Origin of the sequence: Actinosynnema sp. NPDC059797, assembly GCF_042732085.1 — a bacterium.
In the GTDB taxonomy this organism is placed as follows: domain Bacteria; phylum Actinomycetota; class Actinomycetes; order Mycobacteriales; family Pseudonocardiaceae; genus Actinosynnema.
On sequence record NZ_JBHWIE010000272.1, the window covers coordinates 1 to 9,449 of the forward strand.

The 9,449-nt window shown below is 73.5% G+C and carries 9 protein-coding genes; 1 reads left to right on the top strand and 8 read right to left on the bottom strand.

What is annotated here, in order from left to right:
• The 8 genes from ACFV4N_RS33920 to ACFV4N_RS33955 all read right to left on the bottom strand — a co-directional run.
• The coding region (locus ACFV4N_RS33920) for a bestrophin-like domain (RefSeq protein WP_499676745.1) at positions 1–511 on the bottom strand (511 nt) is incomplete at its 3' end.
• Between the two features lie 281 nt (positions 512–792).
• Positions 793–1,884 carry a hypothetical protein gene (locus tag ACFV4N_RS33925; RefSeq protein WP_499676746.1) on the bottom strand — a complete coding sequence of 364 codons (1,092 nt, stop codon included), beginning with the start codon at positions 1,882–1,884 and terminating at the stop codon, positions 793–795.
• On the bottom strand, positions 1,881–2,219 hold the full coding sequence (locus ACFV4N_RS33930) for a cupredoxin domain-containing protein (protein WP_499676747.1): 339 nt from the start codon (positions 2,217–2,219) through the stop codon (positions 1,881–1,883). The genes ACFV4N_RS33925 and ACFV4N_RS33930 overlap by 4 nt, the downstream gene beginning before the upstream one ends.
• Positions 2,216–3,001: a hypothetical protein gene (locus ACFV4N_RS33935; RefSeq protein WP_499676748.1), complete on the bottom strand. Its 786-nt coding sequence runs from the start codon at positions 2,999–3,001 to the stop codon at positions 2,216–2,218. Before ACFV4N_RS33935 ends, ACFV4N_RS33930 begins: the two co-directional genes overlap by 4 nt.
• On the bottom strand, positions 2,998–4,041 hold the full coding sequence (locus ACFV4N_RS33940; RefSeq protein ID WP_499676749.1) for a hypothetical protein: 1,044 nt from the start codon (positions 4,039–4,041) through the stop codon (positions 2,998–3,000). The genes ACFV4N_RS33935 and ACFV4N_RS33940 overlap by 4 nt, the downstream gene beginning before the upstream one ends.
• 123 nt (positions 4,042–4,164) lie before the next feature.
• Positions 4,165–4,806 carry a response regulator transcription factor gene (locus tag ACFV4N_RS33945; protein WP_499676750.1) on the bottom strand — a complete coding sequence of 214 codons (642 nt, stop codon included), beginning with the start codon at positions 4,804–4,806 and terminating at the stop codon, positions 4,165–4,167.
• Entirely contained in the window at positions 4,794–6,329 is a 1,536-nt protein-coding gene (locus ACFV4N_RS33950) for a sensor histidine kinase (protein ID WP_499676751.1), read from the bottom strand. Before ACFV4N_RS33950 ends, ACFV4N_RS33945 begins: the two co-directional genes overlap by 13 nt.
• 211 nt (positions 6,330–6,540) lie before the next feature.
• Positions 6,541–8,493, bottom strand: a complete 1,953-nt coding sequence (locus ACFV4N_RS33955; RefSeq protein ID WP_499676752.1) for a DUF6801 domain-containing protein — start codon at positions 8,491–8,493, stop codon at positions 6,541–6,543.
• 333 nt (positions 8,494–8,826) lie between these two features.
• Here ACFV4N_RS33955 and ACFV4N_RS33960 point away from each other — a divergent pair, with 333 nt between their 5' ends.
• Complete coding sequence (locus tag ACFV4N_RS33960; protein WP_499676753.1) at positions 8,827–9,399, top strand: TetR/AcrR family transcriptional regulator; 573 nt, start codon at positions 8,827–8,829, stop codon at positions 9,397–9,399.
• Positions 9,400–9,449 lie beyond the last annotated feature (50 nt).

Consider the following 9,449-nt stretch of genomic DNA (forward strand, 5'->3'; position numbering starts at 1 on the left):
GCGCCTGCCGGCCTTCTTTGACCAGCCACAGGTGGTCGGTCGCCTCGGCCTGGAGTTCGACCTGCCCCTCTCCCTGGGTGGGCGCCGGCGCCACCAGCCGGCGCAGTTCGCCGAGCTGCGCCCACCCGGTGGAGGTGGCGAACTCCGTGCCCATCCGCATGCCCGGCCACTCCTCGTCGATCACGGTCGTCGCGTAGGCCCGGGAGAGTCGCCGGACCTCCTCACCCGTTTCCGTACCCAAAGCGTCGCTCGCCCACGAGGCCGCCACCAGGCTGTCCGCCTCCTGATAGGCGGAATCACCCGCTTGAGTGACAGCGTCGAAGAGGGCGATGAGCACGAAGGCGACCAGCACCGCCTGGAGGCCGGCGACGATGGTGAACACCTGGCCCGCGGCCTCGTTGTTGTCCGGCCGGCCGCCCTCGTCCCCGTACCGGCGGACCAGGTAGGCCACCAGGGCGGCGACGACGGCCGCGCCGCCGACCCACAGCAGACCTGTGATGTACACGCTCATTTGGGCCTCTCGCACCGCGGAATGAATTGCACAGATTCGCAAATTCCGACGTTCGACCAACCTAGTGATCGCTTGACCGCAGGAACAAGCTCGTTCATCCGTGTGCCGGGAAATGCCAAACTGTCAGGTGATATAGACGCGCTGCGGTACCGCTAGAGGCCCAAGCGGTCCGCCTGGATGCGGTCTCATCCACCTTTTCGAGGTACCCAGCTAATCCGAACGTGTCAGAAACCTTGCGACGGACAGTCAGCGAGCGTTACTCAGTTCGGGTGTCCCCCGCTTCACCCGGCGAACAGCAGCGCCAACCCGCCCGAGGTGTACCCGACCATCAGCACCAGCAGCGGGACCTGGCCGGTCAGGTGCCGCTGGGGCGGCAGCAGGCGCAACGCGCGGTCGTGCGCGGCGACCACGCCGAGCAGGTGACCCGCCAGCACCGCCCCCACCTGCACCGACGCCACCAGCACGGGCGCGGCGAGCGCGTCGTCGGGCACGAAGCCGGTCACGCCGAGCAGCAGCGCCACCGCCCGCTGGCCCTCCACCGCCAGCAGCGAGAAGTAGTGCGCCACCACGTACCCCGCGATGATCGGCACCAGCGAGTGCGCCAGCTCGCCGCCGAACGCCCGGCACGCCGGCAGGTAGGTGCCCGCCACCAGCAGCACCGCCGCGAGCAGGCCGGCGGTGTCCGGCACGCCCAGCCGCTCCCAGCTCGGCGCGGAGCCGACGCTGTCGAACGCCGTGGACCCGAGCAGCACCGCGACCACCGCCACCAGCCCCGGCCGCACGGGCGTGGCGACGAGCGCGCGGAACGGGTTGCCGCGCAGCGGCGACAGCCGGCCCAGCAGCGTGGAGAACACCTCGAACCCGTCGGCCCGCTCGAACCACGCGTCGCCGAACACCACGCCGCCCGCGACGCCGACCACCGCGTGAGCGACCAGGAACCAGGGCAGCGCCGCCGGCTCGACCAGCTCCACCCAGGTGAACGCGAACAGGCCCACCGCCGCCGGCCAGTGCCCCAGCCGCTCGGGGTAGGCGCGGCCGAGGGAGAACCGGGCGGCCAGGCGCAGCGGGTTGAGCACCCGCCACACCGGCCCCACCAGCACCGAGAGCAGCGGCACGCCGACCCAGAGCAGCACGAACACCAGGTGCGGCCACGCCGGTCCGGGCACGAGCACCAGCCCGACCGCCACCGCGAGCCGCACCGGCCACCAGTCCCGGCCGGGCGCCCGCGGGGCCGCCTCGAACCTCGGCTCGGTCCACAGCAGCCCCAGCGCCAGGAACGACGCCAGCAGCGCCACCGCCGCGCCCTGGAGCACCAGGTCCAGCGGCAGCGGCAGGTCGTGCCGCGCGCCGACGCCGTGGGCGAGGGCGGTCACCGCACCACCAGCTGGACCAGCAGGGTGTCCGGGTGGGCCTCCACGTCGAACGTGCCGGTCCGGTCGGCGGTGAAGCGCAGCTCGGCGGGCTCGCCGTCCCGGGCGGCGGCCAGCACGTCGAACCCGTGCACGTGCACCTCCGCCGGCTCCCGGCTGGTGACGGTCAGCTCGACGACCCGGCCGCGCGCCACCTCGACCCGGTGCGGCGACGCCTCGTCGACCGACAGCCGGAGCACCAGCGGCCCGGTCGGCGCCTCCGGGGCCGCCGGGGTCTCGGCGGGCGCGGCGGAGCACCCCGCGAGCACGAACAGGGTCAGCAGCAGGACGCGGATCACCGGGGGACTTCCCTTCTCATGCGGTCGAACCCGCCCGCGGCCATGCCGAGGCCGCCGCCGAGGGTCAGGGCCACGAGCAGCCGGTCCAGGTCGCCCGGACCGGCGAACGGCAGGTGGGAGAACCGGAAGCTGTCGAAGTCCGGGATGCCCGCCACCACGAGCATCGCGCCGACCACGGCCGCCACGAACGCCGCCGCCGGCCGGCGCCGCGCGGCCGCCACCACCGCGACGACGGCCAGCGGCCAGGCCACCAGGCCGACCCCGCTCGCGCCGAGCAGCAGCGGCACGAACGACCCGCCGGTCACCGCGAGGGTCGAGCCGACCGCGTGCCACGCGTGCGCCGCGGTCACCACGACCACGCCCGCCGCCAACGGCCACCGACCGCGGCCCAGGAACAGGCCGCCGAGCGCGAGCGCCGCGCACAGCAGCAGCCACCACAGCGGGTTGGGCCCCGGCGTCGTGTCGACCCGGCCGCGGACCACCGCGGCCCCGCCGCCCAGCGGGACCTCCCACTCCGGCGCGGACGTGCGCTCGTCGCGGAAGCGGGCGGTCTCGCCGGGCCCCACCTCGCGGTCGCCCACCAGCAGCGCGGTCGCGCCGCCGTTGTGGACCTCCAGCTGCGTGCCGTGGTTGACCATGCGGGCCGTCACGCCGGGCAGCGGCGGGTCGATCCCGGTCACCCGGCTCAGGTGGTCCTGCGGCGTGAGGCCGCCGGCGTGCGCGTGGGCCGGTGCGGCGGCGGGGCCGAGCAGCAGCGCGAGGACGAGGAGGACGACCCTCACCGGCGGGCGGTCGGGACGAGCAGCACGGCCACCAGCAGGGCGTGCAGCGCGGCCATGACCGGCGCGCCGGTCCACATCTCGGTGACGCTCGGCACCGCGCCCCGGTCGACGGCGGCGACCGCGAAGTACGCCACCCAGGTCACGAACGAGGCCGCCGCGGCGAACACCCGGTAGTGCAAGAGCCGGTCCTCCGCCGGCCGCAGCCGCACCAGCAGCACGTCGATCACCAGGCCGGCCAGCAGGAAGCCGAGGGCGGTGCTGAGGTTGTCGTAGTTGGCGACCGCCGTGCTGAGCAGCACCACCACGAACGCCAGCAGCGTCGCCGTGCCGAACGGCAGCCGGAACCGGCGCGCGGCCAGCAGCAGCGGCGTCACCAGCACCACGTTGGTGATCATGATCGACGCGGCCAGCCTGCCCGCGGCGCTCGACCCGCCGTCGCCCTTGTCGAAGCTGAACGCCCGGACGATGCCCTCGCTGCTGTAGATGGTGGCGTCGGCGTACTGCGCGAACAGCAGCACCAGCGACGTCGCGAACGCCAGCCCCAGCGCCGCCGGCAGGAACCGCTTGAACGACGGCTCGACCAGCGACCGGTCGCTCCACGCGGTGCGCAGCGGCGTCGACACGATCAGGATCATCGAGCTGATCAGGCCCAGGTGCGTCGGGCTGAACAGGATGTCGATGCCCTGCTCGATGCCGATGAACGTGTGCCACAGGTAGTCGCCCACGCCGCAGGCGGCGAACACGGGCAGCGCGAGCACGGCGGGCCCGTAGCCCACCGGGACCGCGGCCAGGCCCCGCGCGCCGCCCTGGTAGTTGCGCCACACGATCCAGCAGATCCACGTGGCGGTCGCGGCGAAGCCCGAGTAGAACACCGCGTGCCACGGCGTGAAGAACGTCTCCAGCTCGGGCACGTTCGAGTGCGCCCACGCGTCGAGGAACAGGCCGAGGGAGAACCACGTCCCCAGCAGCACGGTGACCAGATCGGTGCGGTAGCCGGCCCGCGGCCGGGCCTCGACGTCCACTTCCCCCAGTTGCAACATGGGACCATGATCCCGGTGCGGCGGGGTGGGTGTAACCGTGCCCGCCCCCACCCCGTGGTGCGGTTAACCGCACCACGGGCGCCCGGTCGGGTGTCGAGGTGGCGCGGCGCCGCGGGCGCCCGGTCAGGCGTTGAGGTAGCGCAGCACCGCGAGCACGCGCCGGTGGTCGTGTGGGCTCACCGACAGGTCGAGCTTGGCGAAGATGCTGGTGCAGTGCTTCTCCACGGTCCGCTCGGTGATGAACAGCCGCCGCGCGATGGCCTGGTTGGTGCGGCCCTCCGCCATCAGCGCGAGGACCGCGCGTTCCCGGTCGGTCAGCCTGCTGTCGCTGTCGTCGCGCCGCCGCACCAGCAGCTTCCCCACCACGGCCGGGTCGAAGGCGGAGCCGCCCGAGCCGACCCGGCGGACCGCCGCGGTGAACTCGGCCAGGTCGGACACCCGGTCCTTGAGCAGGTAGCCGACGCCGTCCACGCCCGCGTCCAGCAGTTCCGCCGCGTAGCTGACCCGCACGTACTGGGACAGCACGAGCACACCGGTGCCGGGGTGCCGCTGTCGCAGCCGCAGGGCCGCCCGCAGGCCCTCGTCGGTGTGCGTGGGCGGCATCCGGATGTCCACCACGGCCACGTCCGGCCGGTGCTCCTCGACCGCCGCCAGCAGCGCGGGCGCGTCCTCGACGGCCGCGACCACGTCGAAGCCCGCCTCGACCAACAGCCGGGTCAGGCCCTCGCGCAGCAGCGTCGAGTCCTCCGCGATCACGACCCGCACGGCAGCACCACCCGCACGCTGGTGCCGCCCGCCTCCGCGCCGACCACCCGCATCGTCCCCCCGTTCGCCTCCACCCGGTCGCACAGGCCGCGCAGGCCCGAGCCGTCCGCCGGGTCCGCTCCCCCGCGGCCGTCGTCGTCCACCCGCACCAGCAGCCGCCCGCTGTCGCCGGTGATCGCCACCCTGGCGCGCGTCGCCTCGGCGTGCTTGGACACGTTCGCCAGCGCCTCCGCCACCACGTAGTAAGCCGTGGTCTCCACCTGCGGCGGCACCTCGTCCGGCAGGTCCAGCTCCAGCTCCACCCGGAGTTCGGCCAGCGCGGTCAGCTCGCGCACCGCGCCGTGCAGGCCGCGCTCGGTCAGCACCGGCGGGTGGATGCCGTGGCACACGCCGCGCACCTCGTCGATGGTCTGGAGCACCGCCTGCTTGGCCTCGGCGGCCAGCGCCCGGCCGCGCTCGGGCGGCACGGTCTCGGCCAGGCCCAGGGTCATCGCCACGCTCAGCAGCCGCTGCTGCACGCCGTCGTGCAGGTCGCGCTCGACCCGCCGCCGCTCGTCCTCCGCGGCCCGCAGCACCCGGCCACGCGACTCGGCGAGCTGCCGCACCTTCGCGCGCAGCTCGGCGGTGAGCCGCTCGTTCTCCAGCGCCAGGCCGACCGCGGCGCATGCGGCGTCCACCAGCTCCAGGTCCAGCACCGGGTCGTGCAGCAGCACGGCGACCGGCGCGCCGCCCCGGTCCACCCTGGTGTGCGCGGGGTCCGGTTCGACCGGCCGGCCGTCGGCGTCGACGTAGCGCTCCTGGTCGGCCACCCAGTAGGCGACGCGCAGGCTCGGGTCGTGCAGCGTGGCGGCCAGCGCCTCCTGCACGCCCGCGCGGTGCGGGTCGCCGCTGAGCCGCACCACCAGGTCCGCCACGCCGCCGCGGTCCATCCGGCGGCGCAGCAGCCCGACGAGGTAGGTGAGCGGGATGCCGCTGAGCGCGAGCGTCAGCACCACCACGGGCGGGTCGAGGCCCGCGCGCTCCAGCGGCTCCCATCCGACGAACACCACCACCGCCACGGCGCTCGCGCCCAGCAGCGCGGTCAGCGTCCGGCGCTGCGCCACGCTGCTGATCGTCCAGCGGTGCGCCTGGAGCGCCAGCACGGAGAAGCCGACGACGGCGGTCATCGGCGCCTCCCACCGCAGCAGCTCGACCGCCCACGGCTCGACGGGCGCGAAGTACGCCGCCGCGATCAGCACCGAGCCCTCGGCGTACCCGGCGGTCACCACCAGCCGCCGGGGCGCGGTCAGCAGCCTGCCGGTCGGGAACGACAGCACCGCGTGCGCCAGCACGGCCGGCCACTGCTTCGACAGCAGCAGGAGCGGGTCCGACTTGTCGTGCACCGCGAGGTAGTCGAGCGACCAGCCGATCCCGACCAGCACGAGCAGCACACCGATCCGGTTGCGCGGCTGCGCGCGGCGGCCGATCAGGCCCGCGAGCACGTAGACCACGCCCACCGCGACGATGGCGGCCTGGAGCAGCATGGTGTCCAAGGTAGCGGCGCGGGTGGTTTTGGCCGGAGAAGACCGCGTTCGGCCGGTGGGGTTCGGGGTCGGGTTCGGGGTCGAGGTCGGGGTTGGGGTCGGGGTCGGGGTTGGGGTCGGGTGGAGGTTCGGGGTGGGGTGGGGTTGGGGTGTCGGCGCGTGAGGCCCCCGCCGCCGGGAGACGCGGTGGCGGGGGCCGTTCGCGGTGGCGTCAGCGCTCGGCGCGCGGGGACAGGTCCACCTCGATGGTGTTGCCCGGCCCCGCGGTCAGATCGCTGATCAGGCCGTTGAGCGGGCCGCACCCGGTGAGCGCGGGCAGCGTGTAGGTGCCCGCGAGGGTGCCGCCGGTGAGCGGGTCGAAGCCGGGCGCCGACCCCAGCGGGATCTGCGCCGGGGTCTTGGTCCGGCAGTTCGGGCCGGCGCTGACCGGGATGCCGAGCACGGTGACCCGGGGCAGCTTCACGGTCACGTTCGACATGGCCTTGAGCGAGCCCGCGGCGAGCGTGCCGGTGGTCTTGCCCGCCTGGACGAACTCGACCTTCGCCTGCACCGGCACGAACCCGAACGCCTTGAACCGGCCCGAGGTCGGGTTCAGGGTCAGGTCTGCCTCGAACGCGCCGGTGGACAGGTCGAGCGCCGCGTCGATGCCGCCGGCCAGGGCGACCGAGCCGTTGGCGGCCTTGATGCCGGTGCTGCCGGCGAGTCGGTAGCCGTAGTCGACGATCGGCGGGCCCTGGGTGGGCTTGGTGCGGGTGGTGACGGGGCTGCCTGCGTCGGAGGTGTTGCCCGCGGCGTCCTTCGCGCGGACGGTGAAGGTGTACTCGGTGTCCGGGCTCAAGCCTGTGATCGTGGTGGACGTGCCGGTCGTGGTCGCCGCGGAGGTGCCGCCGTTGAAGACCTCGTAGCCCGTCACGCCCACGTTGTCGGTCGCCGCGTCCCAGGCCAGGTCCACGCTCGTCCCGGACTGGGCGGGCGAGCGGAGGTTGCCCGGCGCGGTTGGTGCGCTGGTGTCCTGGCCCGCGGTGATGGTGAAGGTGTGCAGGACGGTGCGCCGGCCCGCGGCCGGCGTGCAGTCCGCGACGAACGTGCCCAGGCCGGTCGGGGTGCCGTCGGCCCGCAGCGGCGTCATGGTCAGCACCAGGTCGTGCACGGAGAGCGTGGCCGTGCCCGGCTCGTCGAACCGCAGCGCGGGCGCGGTGCCCGAGGCGTTGACGATCAGGTCGCCGCTGGGCGGGATCGGTTGGTTCGGCACGGCGTTCTCCACCGCCACCGCCTGGTGGCCCTGCGGCGCGTCGACCAGCGACGTGGCCACCGCCTTGCCCTCGATGGTCTCGCCGCCCACCAGCCGCAGGCCCTGGGTCGAGGTCGGACCGGCGTTCGACACCGCGGTGATGGCGATCGGCGGGGTGAACTCGCCGACCGCGACCTCGCCCGGCAGGTCGTCGGTGTCGATGTCGACGACGACGTCCTGGTTGCCGATCAGCGGGAACGGGCAGGTGTAGTTCTGGCGCAGCGGCGGCGTCCCGCCCACCCCGGTCGGGGTTTCCGGCGTCACCGCCGACCCGGTCACCTGGTAGGTCTGGAGGAGGGTGTCCTGGTTCGCGGCCGGGGTGCAGTCGGAGACGAACGTGCCGAGTTCGGTCGGGGTGCCGTCGGCCCGCAGCGGTGTCATCTCCAGCACCAGGTCGACGACGTCCAGCGTCGCCGTGCCCGGCTGGTCGAAGCGGAGGCCCGGCGCGGAGCCGGTGGCGTTGACGACCAGGTCGCCGCCGACCGCCGGGATCGGCTGGTTGGGGACCGTGCTGGTCACCTGGACGGTCAGCTCGCCCTGGTCGCCCGGCGCGGTCACCGCCGAGGTGGCGCGGGCGGAGCCCTGGATCGTCTCCGCGCCGACCAGGCGCAGGCCCTGGGTGGCCGTGGCGCCCGCGTTCGCCACGGCGGTGATGTCGATCCTCGGGGTGAACGCGCCCGCGGCGACGGTGGCCGGCTGGGTGGTCCCGATGTCGACCGTGACGTTCTGGTCGCCGATCAGGGGGAACGGGCAGGTGTAGCTCTGGGTGAGGTCGCCCGGTGCGGCGGCGGCGGCGGTGCCCGCGCCGACCACCAGGCCGGCGATCACCGCGGCTACCGCGGCGACCGCTGTGCCTCGTTTGCTTGATCTCACGGCAAGGTCCTCTCTGGCGCCGAACGCACGCGTGGCGGTGTGGTGGTCCGGGCGGCTCGCAAATCGCGTTCATCTCGTCGCAGAGGGGAAATTAACGACGGCACAACAAGGGTGCAAGGGTGTGCGGAAATTTGTCACGGCAGGATAGTTGAAGGGGTCTGAACTGCACATATTCGCCAAATGAGGGTGATTGTCACGTGGTGCACAAGTTTGTTCAAGGCTTTTGCCATGACGGTTACAGGTTGGCACGGGTTGGGTATTGGGGATTTTGGGATTGAGTTTCCGACGAGTGCCCGACTTGACAGGCCGTGGTGTGAGTGGTTGATTACTCCCATGTCGGGCAAGACGAGCGAACGCCGACTCTCCACCGCCGAGGAGCGTCGCGACACGGTGCTGCGGACCGCGCTCGGCGCGTTCGCGGCCCGCGGCTACTACGGCACCACCACCGGTGAGGTCGCCAAGTCCGCGGGGATCTCGCAGGCGTACGTCTACCGGCTGTTCCCGGACAAGGAGTCCTTGTTCGTCGCCGTGGTCGAGCACTGCTTCGCGCGCATCAGGGAGAGCCTGGCGGACGGGGTGGCCCGGGCGAAGGGCAGCACGCCGGAGGCGGTCCTGTTCGCGATGGGCGACGCCTACGCGCGGTTGATCTCCGAGGAGCGCCCGTTGCTGTCGGTCCAGATGCACGCCCAGTGCGCGGCGCTGTCCGAGGAGGCCGTGCGCGAGGTCGTGCAGCGCGGGTACGCCCGGGCGGTCGAGTACGTGCGCGGCGTGTCCGGGGCGGACGAGGCGCAGGTGCAGGAGTTCTTCGCCAGGGGCATGTTGTGCCACCTGGTGGTGGCGTCCGCGGCGGACGAGGTGGACGCGCCCTGGGCCCGGGCGCTGTCCGCCGGGATCCGCCACTACTGAGCCGGGCTGGGACCGGTGGGCGGGGGCCGCCGGGCGTGGGAGGCCCCCCC